An 18847-nucleotide genomic window follows, 5' to 3' on the forward strand; every position below is an offset into this window, starting at 1 on the left:
CAAAAAATTCAGAAGGATAATACATTAAAAAATATGCCCCAATGTATTTCTCCACGAACCTGAAAATTGTGAAGACTTGCTCGATTTTTAGGATTCGGCCTTGCATATCCCACCATTATTCAATATAGCGACCAGTCCTGAGCTCTCGTCGGATTAATAATTATTTCAATCACAAGATTAACTTCGAACCTTTCATAATTGAATATTTATAGAAGCCAATTTCTTTAAATTTTCTATAAAGATGTTCGAAAACTGTGGCCGCAAGGCCACTTAGGGAGACAACATATAGGTATTGCCTCTTTTTCTACACCAATAAAAATCTGTTAATCAAATAATTACAACAAGAACTTTTGTAGTCCGATTTTATTGCAGATTTCAGGAAATTAAAGGCTATGCAAAACCATTTTTAAATAAGTGATCTGCCTGAAGGCACCTACAACTATATGCCTATGCCCTGAAATTACCGAACAGGCACAAAAAGTACAGCATCTGCTACGGTCACCCCATCAGCGTTTTTATTGGAGATCTCTACATAAGCTTTCTTTTCCTTTGACAAATCATATAACCCCAATGAAAGCCATTCCCCTGACGTTTGTCCTTCTACACGCAAATCCGACTGATTGATTATCTTTTCTATAGTCTTTTCTCCATCATAAATAGTGATATAAGTTTTCGTCGAGGCATTCATAACCTTAGGGAAATAGGTATAAACATGATAAGTCCCCTTTTTCAAAATTTTCGGAATAAACTGTACAGACTTGGCCGTTACTGCCTTGGTGGTGTCTATAAGATAAGTTGGACCATAACCGCCGAACTTTTCGGTTTTCCAATTACCTGTTAGGTGACCGGCTTCATTATCAACCAATATTTCTGTAGTGCTTCCATCAGCAAGGGGGTTACTCTGGAGTATATCTCGTATCTCCTTCACATTAACTTGCTGAACAGCTATTTTTTTATCAATTGACAGACATGCAGCCACAGCCGAGGATTGGCCCAACACCATGAATACTGGCTCCATACGAATGGAACCATAAGCAATATGAGTTGCAGACAAGCACACCGGAACAAACAAATTTGCGGCGTCCTTTTGCTTTGGGATTATAGCCCTGTACGAAACAGCATAGGGCGCAAATCCATGCACCTGAACATCGCCTTCATTTTTCACCATACCGTTCACTACCAACCTTTCGCAATTATGCGAATCCATGCCATATGCAGCCATTCCTACTCCATCATCAACCACTTCCTTTCCCTGGCAATGATGTTGGGTCATCACAAGTTCGCCGATCATTCTGCGGGCTTCCCTGATATAAAGCTGAGTTGTCCAGTTACCGCTATCCGTATATTCATCTTTGGGATAACCCCATTGTTTCATTTCGTTCCTGATGTTCTCGGGTATGCGGCTATCATTTCCAATAAAATAAAGGAAGCCTTTGGTATAATCTTCATGTTCCTTCCATATTTTGGCTCTTGTATTATAATCAGCCTCGGGATATTCCCAGTTCATCCCAATCATATCCGTCGAGAAACCTCCCCTGTTATTAATGTCCGTTTTACCGTTAGGCATCTTACTGATAATAAAAACGTCAAAAATTGTTTTCCAGGGTTGTTTCTCTTTTAAACGGATAAGTAACTCATACTTCTGAGGATCATAATTTGCGGGCCTTGAAATTGGAATACGGTTTTCTGGCACATTGGTTAACGTAATGCGAAAATTGTAAGCCTGTACTTTTTTATCCCCGGTACCATTTGCTTGTAATACTTCCTTACTTATACCCCACAACAAACCGCTTTTCGGATCGCCCGGTACTTTATAGGGATCAACACCATCCAGAAACTGGTGTTGATCCAACAATTCAACCCCGTTTATAGTTTCATCATACTGACTGTTCGCCTCCCGCCCTACCGCATAAGAAACACCCGAGCGGGCCATCAGATCGCCTTCATAAGTACAATCAATAAATACTTTAGCACGGATAATTTTATTGGAAGCAACCGATGGCTTATAGCTATTCTCCAATGTAATTTCTTTGAGCTGATTCCCTTCTTTTTTTACTTTGATAAGCCTGTTCCCAAGCAAAACAGAAAGGCCTGCCCGTTTTACATAGTCATTAAAAATGCCTTCAGCTACCTTGGGCTCAAATATCCATTGTTCAAATTTCCTGTAATGCGTGCCTATACGGCGGTAAAAATCTCTCGCTAAACCGGTCACTACATATTTATTCCCAATATCTGTATAACCAAGGCCTCCCGAGCTCATACCACCCAAATGTTTTCCCGGTTCAATCAATATCACTGTTTTCCCCATTTTTTTTGCCGTGTAAGCTGCAATTACGCCTGCGGAAGTTCCTCCATATACACAAATATCAGCACTGATTACTTTGCTGTTTTGCGCATTAGCAGGCAATACAGCAACAAAACGGACTATTAATATTGCCAGGATGATCGCTTTAATGTTTTTCATAATTGTTTATTTTAAACGTTTCAATTTCAGAAAAAGACCTGCCGCAGTAGAGGCAGGTCTTACGTGACAATAATTTAGGTTGAGTAATTTTTTAATAAGGTCCTATATCTAATAACCCGGGTTTTGAACAATTGCGGGGTCAGTTACCGTTTCAATATTAGGGATTGGCCAAAGGTAATCTCTATTAGCATTAAAATTCCTGACCTCAACCACCCGCATATCTGCCTTATTGGGCACATTACTATAATTTGCAATTCCGTTAGCATCAATTGATGGAGCACTGGCTAACAGTCCTCGCGGTATCCTTCCATAAAGAGGGCCCTTCATTACCAGGTCTGCAATTTTCCATCGCCGTATATCAAAAAGCCGGAAGCCTTCTGTTGCAAATTCATACAAACGTTCTTTGCGAACAACGGAACGAAGTTGGGCCTGGGATTGGCCAGGTTGAATTGCCGGCATATTTACACCTGAACGCTGCCTGATGCTGTTGATAGCATCATAAACAGACTGATCAATTTCTCCTTTTTCTATTTTGGCCTCGGCATATATCAGCAGCACCTCGGCATATCGTACCAGTATGACATTTAATTCTGAATTTGCTGGATCAGCTTTGTCTGTTAAATCTACGTACTTACGCCAGCAATAACCCGTTGCAGTAGCAAAAGCATTTATAGCTTCCTGGTTGGGCACTCTTGTTGCCGGCGATGTATTATAATTCCAGCATTGAAGGCTGTCTTTATGTGTCTCAAATTGATAATTGTAAAAAACAGACCCGGGTAAGGCAATGGTAAAGCCAAGCCTGGGGTCGCGGTTAGCAAAAGGTTTAGCAGGGTTATAAAGCGGCGACTTATCAATAGTTAGGCCATCGGTACATTCAAAAGCATCTACTAAAGATTGTGAGGGTAACTTATTGGAGTAACCCAAGCCGTTCCGTGATAAATAGCTTTTAGCGGTAGATTGCGTTATTGCGGCAGATTTCAGGTATTGTAAAGCAAGGATGATCTCCTTTGAAGTTTGACCGTTATAAGTAAATAAATCGGCAAAATTATTATGGAGGCTATAAGTGTTCAGATCCATTACGGCTTTGGCTGCCGCTATAGCAGCATCCCACTGGCCATTATATAAAGCCGCTCTGGCCTTTATGGCCAAGGCCGCACCTTTTGTTGCGCGCCCTGCATCACTTGCACCGTAACTTACCGGAAGATCATTAGCTGCAGCATCCAGCTCGTTGAGCACAAATGTTAATACATCCGCTTTTGAACTTCTGGGAAGCTGTGCATTATTTATAGACAACATGTTTGTAACCAATGGCACCCCGCCAAAAAGTTCTATTAAATTCTGGTAAGCATAGGCCCGTACAAAACGTGCTTCGGCAATTGACCTGGTATAAATAGCTGGTGTGGTTTTATCCTTTACCTTAGCAACATTGTCTAATATAAAATTACATCTTCCTATGGAGGTATAAAACTGGGTCCATATTGTTTGTGTGTAGGCGTTATTGCTATCCTGATTTCCCTGGCCTAATGATTGCAGGCCATCCACATTCCTGTTCCAACCAATATCGGTAGCCTCGTCAAGCGAGGTAACAATAGGCATATTAACATCGAAATTGATCTTTAAAGTTGGGTAAATTCCGTTTACAGCTAAAATCAGTTCATCCTGATTGGTAAAAAAGTTTTGATCAGATGGCCCTGACAATGGAGATTTATCTAAATAACCTTTGCTGCATGCCGAAGTAATGAGGATGAGGCAAATTACCAGTATCCTCAGTTTTATATTCTTTTTCATCTTTTAAGTCTTAAAAATTAACATTTAAACCAAAGCTGTAAACTTTTACCTGAGGATATGAATTAACCGTACCAACAGGCGATTCCACATCGTAACCCTTCCAGAAATTATCCGAAGTAAAAAGATTGGAACCATTGACAAACATGCGCATGCTCCTGACACCTATTTTACTGGTTAAGGATACTGGAAAAGTATAACCTACCTGCAGATTTTTTAATCGCAGATAAGAGGCATCTTTCATCCAAAAGCTTGAGTTTTGTTCATTGTTCGATCCGCCGAAAGCAAGACGCGGAAATTTAGCATTGGGATTATCCGGGGTCCAGCGGTCTTTATTTTGTTCAAGGATAGTTCCACCAAACTGCCCCGTGCTAAACGGCATTATACCAGGCCCATATAAGTATCCGTTAGCCTTCCCTACACCTTGCAAAAAGATACTGATATCAAACCCCTTAAATGAACCAGTAATGTTTGATGCATAAGTGTACCGGGGAATGGTACTTCCCAGCACAACTTTATCTTTTTCGTTTATTATTCCGTCGTTGTTTTGATCCTTGTATTTGATATCCCCGGCTGCAACCGTACCAAACTGCGTGGCATGACCTGCAACGTCTGCGGCATCTTTAAAATAGCCCTCTGCCTGATATCCGTAAATAGAATTAACAGCATAACCTTCCCTGTTTACAGTAAGGCCAGGTAAACTTATCCCATGCATATCGATCACCTTATTTTGAACATCAGAAAGGTTTAAATTAACACTGTATTTAAAAGCGTTTATATTCCCTTTATACCCAATACCTAACTCCCATCCTTTATTCTTAACTACTCCCGCATTTTGAAACGGAGCATTTAATCCTATAATTAATGGAATATCCAAAAGGAGTAAAATATTGCTTGTTTTTCTGGTGTAATAGTCAGCAGTTATCGTTAAATGGGAGAACAAAGTCATATCAATACCAATGTCCGACATTTTTGTGCTTTCCCAAGTGATATCGCTATTGGCTAAACTATTAAGGGAAGCCGTATTTACAACTTGTTTCCCAAAAACAGATGTTCCTAAAACAACAGCTGTTACAGAGGGATAAGTTCCGATATTCTGATTTCCTAAGCGGCCCCAGGAAAGCCTGAGCTTCAGTTCATCAATAGTATTTTTTAAGGGCTCCATAAAACTCTCCTGTGATATGCGCCAGCCGGCAGAAACAGAAGGAAAAAAAGCATACTTATTGCCTTTAGCAAAGCGGGATGATCCGTCATAACGGCCATTTACCTCCATTAAATATTTCTGCTTATAATCATAGTTTATCCTACCGAAGTAAGAACGCAATGCCCATGCCTCAGATGTACCGGCTGTTTGTTGATTTGCGGTAGAGCCTGCATTGATAACCGGGTAATCGGGCAAGATATAAGTGTCGCGGTAGGCGCTTGTATAATCATTGTGATAATCTTCCTGCGAAGCCCCTACAATTGCTTTAAGGTCATGTGCTCCGAATGTTTTATTGAAGGTAAGCATAGCCCTCAGCGTATTATAAAAAGACCGGCTGCTACTTTCAGTAAGCGTTGTTAAAGCAGGGGTTTTAAAACTGGGTGTACCATCCGGAAGGTAGGTTTGAATAGCTTTATTAAAGTTTTTGCCAATAGATTCAGCATATTTGGGGCCAATATTAACTTCAGCTTTTAGCCATTCAACCGGACTGTAAAGAAGGGTGGCATTTAAAGTGGCAAAGGGGGCTGTGGTCTTATTTGTACCACCATCCTTAGTTTGGGCAATAGGATTAAGGCCATTCCAGCCTACGCCCCAACTACCATTTGAATTAACACCTAATTGGTTGGCCGGAATACCATTTATATAGTTAAAGATATTTCCAGAACCAACTCCAGGTTCCTTGGTTACAGCATTAATTATTTGAAGATCGAATTTTGCACTAAATTTCTTTGAAAAAGTAACATCAGTATTATTACGTATGGTATAACGTTTAAAATCAGAGTTCTCAATAATTCCTTTTTGATTAAAGTAGCCTACTGAAGTAAGCAGGCGAACTTTTTCTGAACCTCCGTTTACGGTTAAAAATTGGCTTTGCTGGAAACCGGAACCAATTAACACTTCTTTTTGCCAATCTGTATTTGGATATTGATCGGTACTTACACCATTCTGAGCCCGATATTGTTGAATCAAAGCGTCTGAATAAAGTTGAGTTCTTCCTACATTAACATAAGCTTCATTCAGCAGCAGCATGTGATCCAGCGCATTTACAGTCTTTGGCATATTGGTTGGTTTTTGCCAGCCAGCATAACTATTATAGCTTATACCTATTTGTTTCCCGCCACGTTTGGTTGTTACCAAAATAACACCGTTTGCCGCTCTGGAACCGTAAATAGATGCCGAAGCTGCATCTTTTAATATAGATACTGATTCAATCAAATTTGGGTCAATGTTATTCATCGAACCCTCTATACCATCAATTAAGACTAAAGGATCAGCAGTTTTTCCAGTTGTTTCTATTGTTCCAACACCCCTGATCCGAATCGTGCCGGCATCCCCTCCGGGTCTTCCTGAACTTTGGGTTACAGTAACCCCTGGTGCTACACCCTGTAAGGATGCTGAGGTTTGTCCAACTGGTCTTATTTTAAGATCATCTCCTGAAACAGATGAGACAGCCCCCGTAAGATTTACCTTCTTTTGTGTTCCATATCCCACTACCACCACTTCGTTCAATCCCTTTGATTCGGCCTTTAGCTGAACATCGATCTTAGTTTGTCCATTAATGGCAATTTCCTGTGTTACATAGCCAATACTGGTAAATACAAGCGTTCCATTACTATCAGAAAAGGTTAACGAATAATTACCTTTTACATCGGTAACCGTGCCGATTGTGGAGCCTTTCAGTTTGACACTTACTCCTGGTAATGCTCCTTTTTCATCTGTTACGGTACCGCTTATCTTAATTGCCGGGGTGATGAGTGGCGCCTGATTTTCTTCTACATACTTTCGTTTTAAAACAATAGTTTGCCTGATGATCTTATAGCTTAGCGGTTGATCTTTAAAACATTGCTTTAAAACCTCCTCAATAGATGCATTGGTAACCGTTACGCTGATTCTTTCATTTTGAGGAATATCTTTACTGTTATACAAAAAATAATACCCGCTTTGCTTTTCTATTAACTGTAAAACTTTTTCAATAGAAATTTTATTTTCCCGAAGTGTTATGGTTTGGCTAAAACTGGAGGCACTTACCTGGGTAAGTGCGGTAAACATCATAATGGCAATTAACTTCATAGCCAATATAGTTTTGGCAAGTTGCGGCTGTGCCGGCAACAATACCTTATTAATAAATTTCATACCTTTGAAATGTTGGGTTTAAGGGTTAGCTATCAATTTCGCGATTGGTTATAATTGTAAACTCAGCACTAACCGGGAATGTGGGCAAACGCTTCCCGGTTTCTTTATTTACAAGAATTTACTTTGAGTACATTACCTTGGTAATGTTTGGGGTGGGTTAGTATATCTTCTTCATAGCTGGTTAATTTAAGTGAATAAATGGTTAAAAATTGTTGTTATCCGTATCATGTCACCATCCCATCTGGTTGACCATATTACTGTGTTATAATGATGTTTTTCTCTTCTATTTTAAAATGTATTCCGGTATAGCTTAGCATACTTAAAATTTCCGAAGCATTTACATTTCGTGATATTTTACCGGTAATTTGCACATGAGGTACCTTACCCTCATATTTTACATCCACATCATACCATCTTGAAATTTGTCGCATTACTGCTTCAATTTCCGTGTTTTTAAAGAGAAATACACCTCTTTTCCAGGCAGTTACGGCATTAACGTCAACATTATCGGCAATCTTTATATCACCAGCATCTGCTAACTGTGCCTGCTGGCCTGGCTTTAATATATTATTTGCATGTCCGCTAAGTACTTTTACAGATCCTTCCAGCAAGGTTACTTCGGTAGTAGCTTCATTATGGTAAGCCATAACGTTAAAATGAGTTCCCAGAACCTGGACAAGCCCCTTATCATATTTAACTATAAAAGGGATATGCATTTTGGCAACCTCAAAATAAACCTCACCTGAAATATCCACCTCTCTTTTATTGGGATCGAAAGCCACCGGAAAACTGATGGAGGAAGAGGCATTTAACCAGGCCCTGCTCCCATCGGGCAATACCACCTGGTACTGTCCGCCCCTGGGCGTTGAAATTTTGTTTGTTTCAGCATCAGATCTACCAGAGTTATTAGGCTTTGCAGAGTAGATAAGTTGGTTATCCTTTGTTTTATGAACCGTAATATCGCCCTGATTGGCTAAAACACCATTCTTGGCCGTATCTAATACTATAGTGGAGCCATTACTTAAAGTAAGAATCGCTTTGTTTGTACCCGGACGAACATCTGTTGGTATCTTATTTTTAGCTATTTGTGGAGCTGTTTTCCCTCCTTTATTTAAATAGAGATAGATCCCAAAGCTTAAGAACAATGTAATAGAAGCTGCAACGGCAATTTTAGTCCATAAATATATAACCCCACCTCCTGATGATTTACTTTTCAGTATCTTATTTATCTCTTCATTAGCCTTTGCGTCATCAGGAACAAGGGCATTCTTATCTAATTTATTAAAAGCATGGGCCATTAACTCTGACAGATCTTCGTCGCTGAACTTATTCAACAATAGAAACAGTTCTTTCTTTTCATTACCTGTAATCGTTTTTTCATAAAAACGGTTAAACAAATACGAAGCTCTTTCGTTGTTTTTCATTATCATTCAAAAAATACTAAAGAAATCAGGTGTCAGTTAATTGGTTTTTAACTTTCTTATATACAAGACGCAGACCGACGAAAAAAAGGGGGTACTGAAATTATTTTTTTATTAAAAAAAGCAGGAGTACAATAAAATTGATCTTTTTTTTAACGTATAAGGTTATGGAAGCGGTAGCCAGCTGCAAATATGTTTTAACAGTTTCTCTTGAAATTCCCAACTGACCGGCTATTTCTACGTACTTCAAATGCTCATGCCGGCTTAGGAGATAAACCTTTTTTTGTTGAGGAGGGAGTTGATCAATAGCTTCATCCAATAACCCGTAATAATTATGAGTATTACCATCTAAACCCTCTTCCTTGAAGGTTTGAACCTCTTCGCTCTCCCATTGTTGATGTAATATGGTCTGCCTGATATGTTTTCGTAAAAAATCAATGGTATAGTTTCTTGAAAGTATAAAAAGATATCCTTTGAAATTATTTATCCCATCCAAAGTTTCACGGCTGTTCCATATTTTTAAAAACACATCTTGTACAATTTCATCAGCCAATTCACTTGATTCTGTTAAACGGAAAACATGGGTACGTAATAATTGATGATATGTAATATATAATTTTCTGAAAGCGCGCTCATTCCCTGTTGATACAAGTTTAACTAATTCTATTTCACTAAGAGAGTCGGGCATTAATTGGCTAATTAGAACTAAATTTAAAGGTAATAAAATTTAGAACCTATTTAAAGACTGTCCATAATTTGCTTATTTCGTTTCCGCATAACGAGGCATTCCCATTAAATATTTGTCATTTAAAAGTATTTAAAGAAGATTTTCCCGTCCTACCTATGCCAGATAAAACTTTGATATTGCCTAAATTTTTATTACAATCTTCTTTCTATATAAAATATATATTATAAACCAGATCAGGATCACGAATACACAGGCTGAAAATATGGACGCATTCTCCGGCGAAAAAATTGGTAGAAACACAATCTTATAAAAATATTTCATACCACTTACCGAATGCCCATTATATGGTATCCTTATAAAATTAATAATCCCGGGAACGATTTCCGACAAGACATATGCACTTATAGCATTTATCCCGAAAACCGAAAAGATCCAGGCGTATTTTTGATACCTCTTAACATCTATGATCCAAAATGCCAATGTAAGTCCGAGTGTACATATACCACCTGAATACAATACGTAAGAGCTTGTCCATAATGATTTATTGATGGGAAAAAACGAGTCTGTGATCAGTCCCAACACGATAGAAGAGATACCTATTAAAAACAAGCGGCTACACTTTTTATTAACATCCTGTCCCGTCTTTTTTAATATGGCTCCTACCCTGATACCCAAAAGTGTTGTTCCGATAGCCGGCCAGGTGCTCAGGAGGCCAACAGGGTCCCACTGTTTGGTAAACCTATACATATGGTTAGTAGAAAACACAGCCCGGTCTACCCAGGCAGCAAGATTAAATTCGGGAATCAGATTGGGTGGGTGCCCGTCCGGGACAGGTATATAATTCAACACAAGATAATAACTCACTAAAATTACAGCCAGAAGCCAGTCTCTCGTTCGCTGATTGGTTTTTAGATATACTAAGGTTGATAAAAAATAAACCACGCCTATGCGTTGCAATACACCAGGAAAACGCAGGTGCGCAAAATCGGGCCGGTAGAATAGAAATATCGAAAGACCAATCCCAATTAGAATCAGCATCCGCCTGAGTGCACTAAAAATGATCGTTCTGTGATTTTCACGATCACCTTTTTTACTTTCCAGTGCGTAAACTATCGATACACCTACCATAAATAAAAAGAAAGGAAAAACCAGATCGGTAGGTGTACACCCATTCCACTTAGAGTGTTCCAACGGAGCATAAACGTGATCACCATCGCCCGGCGTGTTCACCAGGATCATGGCAGCAATTGTCAGTCCCCTGAAAAAATCAAGCGACAAAAGTCGGCTTTTTTTTACAACGGCATCCTGTCCCGGATCAGCAGTTCCAGAGCGCATTTTTTCCATCTGTATTTTTTATAACTACCTAATAAACAATGCAATTAATAAACAATCATATTTAAATTCTATTGCAAAATAAGAATAATAATTATATATTCGTGTACGTACACGTTAATTATTTATATTTCTTAATCTTATCCTTCTGCTAACCATTTTTTAAACAACAACTTATTGAAATCATGAAAAAAACAATCTATCTTTTGCTATTCGCGCTATCATTCGCTGCGTGTAAAAAATCTGACGGAAAACTGTCAGATACAGCTAAAACAACAACCGGCAGCAATGCCGTGAGTAAACTCAAAACAGCTTCAACCCTATCGTTTGCGGGATATACCTGGGAAGTAACAACCAACACGAGCGGTCAGCAACCAGGGCCAAATGTTTTCACTACCGGGAGCGCCTATGTAGATGCCAGCGGTTTTCTGCATTTAAAAATAAAGAAAAACACTACTACCGGTAAATGGGAATGTGGTGAGGTTACCATGCTTTCGAGCCTTGGCTATGGCACTTATCAATGGGAAGTAGAGGGCCCTATAAGCACCCTTGACAAAAACGTTGTTTTTGGCATGTTTAACTACTCGGGAAATGATAAATTTGATGAAATGGATATAGAGTATTCAAAATGGGGGATTGCATCAAATAACCGGGTACTTAATTATACCTTATATCCAGAAACCGGAAGCCCCCTTGATACTGTTGAAGTTACCTACCCTGTTACTTTGAGCGGCACTTACACAACCCAAAGATTTAAAAGATCAAGCAGTGCCGTAACTTTCAAAAGCTTGGGTGGCTTTTATGATGATGATACAAACTTATATGCCAGCAAGACCTGGACCAGCCCGCCACAATCAATCAGCACACTATCAATGCCTGTAATGATGAACTTATGGCTATTTCATGGCGTTGCTCCATCAAACGGACAAAATGTGGAGATCATCATCCACGATTTCAAATTCACGCCGTTATAATTTTTTTAACCCTAATGATAAGGTAAGTAATTTATATAGTTAATATTCAACGTGATGGGAGAAGGGCAAAAGTCCTTCTCCCATTTTTTTGCTATCTATTTTAAAGGTTTTTAAACGTCTTATCAATGTTACATTAATGAACTTTTGCCATTTAAAAATGGTTATTAAAATGTATTATATTTGGTTCGTATATACATGAAGAAGACAGAAACTGAGTTAACAGGCGTTAAAGAAATAGCCCGCAGGGCAAACGTATCCATTGGTACCGTTGACCGGGTAATTCATAATCGAAAAGGGGTCTCTGAAAATACCAAGCAGAAAATAAACGCCATTATTGAGGAACTAAATTTTCAGCCAAACAAAATGGCCAGCCTGCTGGCCTCCAGAAAAATATTGACCTTTGCCATTTTAATACCTGCAGTTTCCAACGAAACTGATTATTGGAGTTACCCTTTGAACGGTATAAAACAGGCAGCGGCTGAAATAAAGCAATTTGGTGTAAGCGTTAAATACTATTTTTATGATCTCGACTCAAAAAACAGCTTCAATACAGCGGCCGATGAGCTATTAAATAGCGAACCACACGCCATCTTGTTAGCACCATCTTTTGTAGAAGAGTCAATAATATTGGTAAAAAAAATCCGGGATCTTAGCTTGCCCCTAGCGTTTATAAACTCTGATTTGCCCAATCAGGATAACCTGACCTATATTGGCCCCGAGCTTTATCAAAGCGGAAAGCTTGCTGCTCAGCTTATCAGTTTCGCCATTCAAAAATCGGATAAAGTATTGACCGTTAACATATCCACAGATCTGGAAAATGATCACCATTTATTTCGGAAGGAACAAGGTTTTAAGAAGTTTTTTGATGACGCCGGCAAAACGAACGAATTATTAACACTTAATATTAATGAAACTAAGCTTGTAGCAGTAGAGAAATCATTGTTAGGCTCTTTATCCACCAACACCGCCATCAAAGCAATTTTTGTTACCAACTCCAGGGTAAATATTGTGGCCAAGATATTAGAGAAGCATAACAAAAAGGATATTTTGCTGATTGGTTATGACTTTTTAAAGAAAAACATCAATTACCTTTTAAGCGAACAAATTACCTTCCTGATCTGCCAGCGTCCTAAAGAACAGGGATATTTGGGCATCATGGCACTCTACAAATATCTTTTTAAGATCAGCGAAGTCGAAAAATCCGTTTATATGCCCATCGATATCATCACTAAAGAAAACTATCAGTTTTACAATAGTTGATCAAGCCTTAATCCTGTATTTCCTGTTTCGATTTTTTATCAACCGGTTCTTTATGATAACCTGGGTTGAAAGGATCATAATAATATATACCTGCCTTTATATAATAATTAAGATGCATCCGAAGCCTTTCGTTAAATAAGCGATCATCTTTCATTGATATATTAGTCCAGCCTGATTCAGCCAGTGCTGCTAAACGAGGGAACAATAAATAATCCAGTCTTTTCTCTGAGACAACAGTCTCCGTCCATAAGTTAGCTTGTACTCCGATGACGTTCCCGTGGCTGTAAATTGTATCCGAAAGCGAGTTTTCGGGGAAATGATAAACATTTGTATAGGAGTTGTAAAGCTTACCCCATTTTCTGCCAGACCTGTGCGTACTATCCTGAACAAAATCAAAATACATGGGTAATCTTGGGCAAAGAATCACTTTATACCCATCACGAAGTGCTTCAGTGAGAACAGTCGGCTTATCCTGGCGCCACCAATTGATCATAACCCGGTTAGTTGGTAAACCAGCAGCCACAGCTTCATCCCAGCACATCACTGTACAATTAAGTTTTTGTACGGTATCGGCTATCCCTTTTAGAAAATAAAATTCCGCCTGTTTGTAATCGGTAAACCCTCTTTCATTCATTAGCTTTTTAACATCCGGGTTATTCTCCCATCCCTTTATGCCAAGTGTAACCTCGTCGCCACCTATATGGATCATATTTCCGGGGAATACTCCTTTAACCTCCTTTAAAATATCGCTGATAAAACTATAGGTGATCTCTTTGCCCGGATTAAACGTAAAGTTTTCAAATCCGGGCGTTGTACCTCCGGAATATATAGGATAAGCATGGTTTGCTGCGGTTGCATGGCCGGGCATATCAATTTCAGGTACAATTTCGATATTACGCTGTTTAGCAAAATTGACAATTTCTTTTATATCATCTTGTGTATAATACTTTGCAGATACCAGCGAGTCGGTAAAATTGCCAATCCCTCCGGTTGTAGTGAGTAAAGGATATTTTTTCACATCGAGTCTCCAGCCCTGCGCATCTGTCAAATGCCAATGAAAACGGTTAAGCTTGTAAAAAGCCATCCCCTTTAATATTTTCTTTACGACCTCTTTCCCGAAAAAATGTCTTGATTCATCAAGCATAAATCCCCTCCATTGATACCGCGGCTGATCGGTGATCGTAACGCCCGGTAAAATTATTTTCGCCCCCTCAGTTTTTGCAGATCTGCACAATTGCAGCAAAGTAACTATCCCATTAAATACACCAGCGCTATCTGGCGCCTGAATACTTATTACACCGCCGGAAATACTTAATGTGTAAGCGCCGGAAATTCCACGGGTTGTATCCCTGTTAATGAGTATTTTCTGTAAAGGCCCCTTCGCATGTTTATCCTGAAAAGCCAGCTCCTCATTTAAATAATCTACCGCATAATTGAACCGATTGTTATTGGTGTAAAACCGGCAGTGTTTTGCCAAAGGCAAGTTATATTTGAGCAATTTTACTTGTTGGGGATAGGGTATCAGGTTTAAATCCTGCGCATATAAAAAAACAGGCAAGGTTATTACGAGGAAGATCAAAAAGGCTCTTTTCATACTAGGCAAGTGTTAAAATAGGTTTTGGTTCGAATTCCACCCTGCCAAAAGCTGCGGGCTGATGAAAATCGGGTTTCTCGGAAACAATTTCGACCCAGCTTAAAAAATGTGGTTTGGGCAAACCATCACCACATTTAGCGAAATTGACAGAACAGGCTTCTCCGCTTAATGATACTTTATTGTGATAACAAAATACAGCTACAGGCAATATGATAGAGATATCCCATTTGATTGATCTATCTTTTGAAATATTATCCATGGAGATACAGATACTATCCTCCACCGTTTTTAGCAGCTGTAATGGTAAAAATTTACGATGTACCCTGCTTTTTCCGTAAGCTCCTTTAACCGAGCCTAAACAGTTAAATTCAAAGTTATAGTAACTGGTATCCTGCTCAAAAGCTATAAAAAATTCCACGCAATTATCCCTGTGTACCTCACCATTGAGCTTCCTTGTTCTTACCCGGAGAAACTGTTCTGTTACAGAAAATTTCAAGTGGATACCATCGTCAAAATGTGAGATAGAAAAGGCAGCAGTGCAGGATATGGTTTTCTCTGTGTTCCATGGTTCGTAGTCAATCGTATGCAGTGTTGATTTTTCATGGGCATGCGCCTCCTGCGAAACGAAAGGTATATTTAAAAATTTCATTTTTGTTTTGCTAAACGATCATATAAAACATGGATCTTCTGATTTCTTAAAAGGTTTTCTTCGTCTATAGCCGATTGATAAAGAAAATCCTTATTAAGCGCAGTAAATTCATCGTTAAGCCTTTGCTCGTTAGATAAAAGTTTTTTGAGTTGAAGAATATACAAGGGTATTTTGTCACCCGAAAAGTCCGTGGAATTTATTTCAGCTTCGATCTTCATATAGGTAAGGTAATATATCCTGATGTCAGCCATCAAAAGATAGTGTCTGAACTCCTGCACACCTTTTACGGGCTGAAGTGATTTGAGCGCTCTCAGAACTTCGGTGGCGCTATCTAACAATTGCCCAACTGTAATTTCTTTGGAGGCTATCACCTTCCCATGAACAACATTGAATGGAGCAGAAAAAAGCGCTTTTGTAAACAGTTTTGATTTCGGGGAATCAAAGCCATAATGGCTGCTACAATAGCTTTCGATAAACTGATCATTACTCAGTTTTCCATCATCATTTAATGTCTGCAAATAGTAATCAACCAGCATATTAAAACCACTTAGCGGATATACATGCCGGATGGCGTACAGATCGATAAGTTCATCCTCAGATTCAAACAAAGATGAGTAAACACCGGAGGTTGACCATGAGGTCATCACGATACCTTTGTACCCTAAATGTCTTGATAAGGGAATAAAATCCCTGATATTATTAAAATGTTTTTGCCAATCGGTTAAAAAATAATTATCAGGGTAGCTCCTTATTGCCGGTGAGCCCCATATTTCATATCCCGATTTTAATAATTTGGAATGATCGCCAAAACGGTTTACATCCCAGCCATAATTCCAATCAATAAAAATGGTTTCTTTGGGTAGTAGATTGATATAATCGGGGTATTTCAAAGCAATATCGGCCCACACTATTGGCCTCTTACCCAAGCCAACCACTATGTCACATAACATTTTAATGTGATCGAAATATAATCTGGACAATCCTATCTCTGCTGCCCTTTTCTTACACTTTTCGCAATGTCCTAATAAATAAGTTTCGTCGCCACCGATGTGTATATAAGGCGAATTATGGGTTGAAACAAGGTCTGTATAAAGCGCTGTAAATAATTTTTTATTTAACTCAGGCTCGCTGGGGCATACCTGGCTAAAATCTTTCTGGTCTTCCCGCAATGCGGCGTATTTATAGTTCCTTAAAATATACTCTACATGGCCAAAGCTTTGTTGCAGTGGAATAACCTGTATATGAAGTGATTTACAATAGCCGATGAATTCAGCTATCTCCTGCCTGGAATAAGCATACCTGTTTGCGATCAACGGTTCCCTCACAAAGGGGTAACTACCCTCCCATTCCATGATAATAGTATTGATACCTTTTGTACTTAAATTAAGAACAAACTTTTTTAATGCTGGCAATTTCATCACCTGTATCCGCATATCCAGATGAAAACCCTTTATGGCAATTGAATCAGCTGGCTGTGACTTTACGGCTGATGCGGACAGGCTTAGCCCTATAAGCAATAGCATTAGCCATAATCTATTTTGTAAATAAGCTTTCATAAACTTTGAAGATATTTTACTTACTATATTATTGTCATTCGTGTGCGTACACGAATGACAATAATAAGCATTTTATTTGCAGTTTGTTTTATCGAAACGAGGTTCGATAAAAAATTTAATCTTTACAGATCATATTGTAATTCCGATAAATCAATAGCCGGGATTTTGCTCTAATTTAGCGTCTTTGTTCAGATCAATTTCAGACTGGGGAATGGGCAAAAGCAGGTTTCTTGATGAAATACCAGCGATCTTTAGTCCCCTGCCTGTAACCCTTTGCAGCAATGTCCCGGTGCGCATTAAGGTCATCCGGCGGTTTTCTTCCGCGATCAGTTCCCTCGCCCTTTCATCCAGGATAAAATCCATCGTTATCATCCCCGCATTTACGGTAGCAGCCTTTGCCCTCGCCCTTAATACATTAATAGTTTCTGCAGCGCCACCTTTATTGCCTTGTTTAAACTGGGCCTCGGCTTTTAGTAAATATGTTTCACCTAAGCGCATAATGATAAAATCCTTGATCATACTGCTACCGAAGGTATCATTCGGGTCAAACTGATCCCATTTATTGGTTTTGGGAACAATATTTCTGTTGGTGTCAATTCCCGGCCCGGCTACAAGCTGACCATAATTTGGCGAAGAGGGATCATTGTAATAATATTTTCTGCGCAGGTTATATTTTGAATTACGCATATCATTTGCTCCGTACAGGTTTAAAACAAAATAGGTTAAAGCCATTCGGCTGATGCCTCTTCCTCCTAAAGTATCGCATAAGAACATGCCCGGTGTATTGTAATATCTGCTGCCCCAAACCCTGCGGTGCTGGGAACCCAAAAATCTGTAACCAGGAAATTTAGACTGCAGATCCGGACCCGCACCATTTGGTACTGATGCCGGGTTTTCGGTCTCCTCCACCCAGATGGCCTCTTTATTACCCTGACTTCTTCTTTGATTGCCGTATATGAACATATCTGCAAAAGGGTCACCAGGCTGGGATGCCTTAACGCCGTAGCGCTCGGTTATCAGGCTAAAATCGCCGCTGTTAATAATGGTATTACATTCTGCCTCTGCTTCGGCATCTTTACCGCCAATTCTTAAATATGCTTCGGCGAGCAACTGGGAAGCCATAGATTTGTTAGGAAGCGATTGCGCAACCAACTGATCGATAGCAGGTGCGTTTTCTTTTGCAAAAGAGAGATCGGCCACAATCAAATCATTAATGTCCTTTATCGGTGCGCGAACAAAATCAGTTTTAGGTGCGGTTAAAGGTTTTGTAATCAAGGGCACACTTCCGTATAATGTAACCAGGTAATTATAAGCCAATGCCCTGTAAAACATGGACTGTGCTTTGATCTTGTTTCTGAAGTTTGCGCCCAGCTTTATGGCAGGATTATCAATATTAGCAATAACCACGTTGGAGTTATTGATGATATTATAGGCCCATTTCCAGACAAACGCTGCAGCACCGTTAGCCGAATTTAACTTTTCATAATTTGTATAAGGAATCGATACGGGATCAAGGTCATCAGGTGCCTTATTATAGGCAACATCGGTTCCCATTTGCCATACGCATAAAAATCCCTGGTTACCATTATTATCTTCATTCATAGTATTCCAGAGCGAGTACTGGCTTTGTAAACCTACAATACCAGCTTCAAATGCAAGAGAATCATTTAAAGCCTCGGGAGTAAACTTTGAGTAGACATTCTCTTTTAGAAAATCTTTTTTGCATGCCGTAAGCATACAAATTGTTGCGGCGACAATTGCCAATAATATTTTATGATTTTTCATTG

12 protein-coding genes are annotated in these 18847 nt (G+C 39.2%); 2 read left to right on the forward strand and 10 right to left on the reverse strand.

Annotation, left to right across the window (positions count from 1 at the left end; genetic code table 11):
* Nucleotides 1–460: 460 nt before the first annotated feature.
* The 6 genes from BLR84_RS12615 to BLR84_RS12640 form a co-directional block, all read right to left on the reverse strand.
* Nucleotides 461–2464 carry an FAD-dependent oxidoreductase gene (locus BLR84_RS12615; protein WP_090468421.1) on the reverse strand — a complete coding sequence of 668 codons (2004 nt, stop codon included), beginning with the start codon at nt 2462–2464 and terminating at the stop codon, nt 461–463.
* 108 nt (nt 2465–2572) lie between these two features.
* Nucleotides 2573–4252, reverse strand: coding sequence for a RagB/SusD family nutrient uptake outer membrane protein (locus BLR84_RS12620; protein ID WP_090468423.1), 1680 nt, complete (start codon nt 4250–4252; stop codon nt 2573–2575).
* 10 nt (nt 4253–4262) lie between these two features.
* On the reverse strand, nt 4263–7586 hold the full coding sequence (locus tag BLR84_RS12625) for a TonB-dependent receptor (protein ID WP_090468425.1): 3324 nt from the start codon (nt 7584–7586) through the stop codon (nt 4263–4265).
* Between the two features lie 254 nt (nt 7587–7840).
* Entirely contained in the window at nt 7841–9010 is a 1170-nt protein-coding gene (locus BLR84_RS12630) for a FecR family protein (RefSeq protein WP_176852049.1), read from the reverse strand.
* Nucleotides 9011–9110: 100 nt separating this feature from the next.
* Nucleotides 9111–9695 (reverse strand): RNA polymerase sigma factor, encoded by a 585-nt coding sequence (locus tag BLR84_RS12635; RefSeq protein WP_090468429.1) that lies wholly within the window; start codon nt 9693–9695, stop codon nt 9111–9113.
* A gap of 180 nt (nt 9696–9875) precedes the next feature.
* A complete protein-coding gene (locus BLR84_RS12640; protein WP_255366926.1) occupies nt 9876–11039 on the reverse strand; it encodes an acyltransferase family protein in 1164 nt (387 codons plus the stop codon).
* A 173-nt stretch (nt 11040–11212) separates the two neighbouring features.
* Here BLR84_RS12640 and BLR84_RS12645 point away from each other — a divergent pair, with 173 nt between their 5' ends.
* Nucleotides 11213–12001 (forward strand): glycoside hydrolase family 16 protein, encoded by a 789-nt coding sequence (locus tag BLR84_RS12645; protein ID WP_090468431.1) that lies wholly within the window; start codon nt 11213–11215, stop codon nt 11999–12001.
* Between the two features lie 195 nt (nt 12002–12196).
* On the forward strand, nt 12197–13261 hold the full coding sequence (locus BLR84_RS12650; RefSeq protein ID WP_090468432.1) for a LacI family DNA-binding transcriptional regulator: 1065 nt from the start codon (nt 12197–12199) through the stop codon (nt 13259–13261).
* 7 nt (nt 13262–13268) lie between these two features.
* Here the strand turns inward: BLR84_RS12650 and BLR84_RS12655 are convergent, their stop codons facing one another.
* The 4 genes from BLR84_RS12655 to BLR84_RS12670 form a co-directional block, all read right to left on the reverse strand.
* Nucleotides 13269–14855, reverse strand: coding sequence for a beta-N-acetylhexosaminidase (locus tag BLR84_RS12655; protein WP_090468434.1), 1587 nt, complete (start codon nt 14853–14855; stop codon nt 13269–13271).
* Nucleotide 14856: 1 nt separating this feature from the next.
* Nucleotides 14857–15504 carry a carbohydrate-binding family 9-like protein gene (locus BLR84_RS12660; RefSeq protein WP_090468436.1) on the reverse strand — a complete coding sequence of 216 codons (648 nt, stop codon included), beginning with the start codon at nt 15502–15504 and terminating at the stop codon, nt 14857–14859.
* Nucleotides 15501–17060, reverse strand: a complete 1560-nt coding sequence (locus BLR84_RS12665) for a beta-N-acetylhexosaminidase (protein ID WP_090468438.1) — start codon at nt 17058–17060, stop codon at nt 15501–15503. The genes BLR84_RS12660 and BLR84_RS12665 overlap by 4 nt, the downstream gene beginning before the upstream one ends.
* Nucleotides 17061–17210: 150 nt before the next feature.
* Nucleotides 17211–18845, reverse strand: a complete 1635-nt coding sequence (locus BLR84_RS12670; RefSeq protein WP_090468440.1) for a RagB/SusD family nutrient uptake outer membrane protein — start codon at nt 18843–18845, stop codon at nt 17211–17213.
* Between the last annotated feature and the right edge of the window lie 2 nt (nt 18846–18847).

Origin of the sequence: Mucilaginibacter sp. OK268, from assembly GCF_900103125.1 — a bacterium.
In the GTDB taxonomy this organism is placed as follows: domain Bacteria; phylum Bacteroidota; class Bacteroidia; order Sphingobacteriales; family Sphingobacteriaceae; genus Mucilaginibacter.